The organism is Frankia sp. AiPs1 (assembly GCF_023716945.1).
Lineage (GTDB): Bacteria > Actinomycetota > Actinomycetes > Frankiales > Frankiaceae > Frankia.
This window is the reverse complement of sequence record NZ_JAMQQF010001020.1, coordinates 1-1,055: the sequence shown is the minus strand read 5'-3', so window position 1 is coordinate 1,055 and position 1,055 is coordinate 1. Positions and strand designations below refer to the sequence as shown.

Here is a 1,055-nt window from a genome sequence, read left to right as displayed (position 1 = left end):
GCGGGCGCCGTCGCTGGTCGCCGCGGTGGCACGCGACGGCCGCCCGGTGTGGACGGCCGGGCGGGGTCGCGCCGTCGGACCCGATCAGGCCGACGGCGACGACGGTCGCGACGCCGACGACGGTGACGACGGTCGCGGGGGTGATGCCGAGGGCCGGGGCGCCCGGCGGCCTGACGCCGACACCCAGTACCGGATCGGTTCCATCACGAAGACCTTCACCGCGGTGCTGGTCATGCGCCTGCGCGACGAGGGACGCCTGGCGCTCGGCGACCCCCTCGACCGGCACCTGCCGGGGACCGCGGTCGGTGATCGTACGGTCGCGCACCTGCTGTCCCACCTGGGTGGCATCGCGGCGGAGACGGCACCGCCGTGGTGGGAGCGGGTGGCCGGGCAGGCCCATCCCACCCTCGCCGACGCCCTCGGTCCCGACCCGGACCGGTTCCGCCCGGGACGCCGCCATCACTACTCCAACGTCGGCTTCGCGGTCCTCGGCGAGCTCGTCGCCCGGCTGCGCGGGATGAGCTGGGCGCAGGCCCTGCACCGCGAGCTGCTGGCGCCGCTGGGGATGTCCCGCACGACCGCGCTGCCCGCCGCGCCGCACGCGCACGGCTTCGCCGTCCACCCGCATGCCGACGTGCTGCTGCCCGAGCCCGCCCACGACGCGGGCGTGCTGGCCCCGGCCGGCCAGCTCTGGTCGACCACCGCGGACCTGGTGCGCTGGTCGGCCGTCCTCGCCGGGCACACCGACGCCGTGCTGTCCGCGGACACCCTCGCCGAGATGCGTGAACCGGCCGCAGTCGAGGGCGACAGCGGCGAATGGCGGCTGGGGGCGGGGCTCGGTGTGCAGTTGCTGCGCGAACCCGGCGGGGTGCTCGTCGGGCACGGCGGTTCGATGCCCGGCTTCGTCGCGGGGCTGTGGACCAGGCCTGGCGGGACCGCGGCGGTGGCGATGGCGAACGCGACCAGCGGGGTCGCCGTCGTCGACCTCGCCGTCGGCCTGATCGACGCGGTCGACACCGCCGAGCCGCCGCTGCCGGCCGAGTGGGTGCCCGCAC

At 77.0% G+C, this 1,055-nt stretch carries 1 protein-coding gene; it reads left to right on the top strand.

Annotated features, from left to right (window positions below):
* On the top strand, window positions 1–1,055 hold a 1,055-nt coding region (locus ND748_RS32585), incomplete at both ends, for a serine hydrolase (RefSeq protein WP_251750102.1).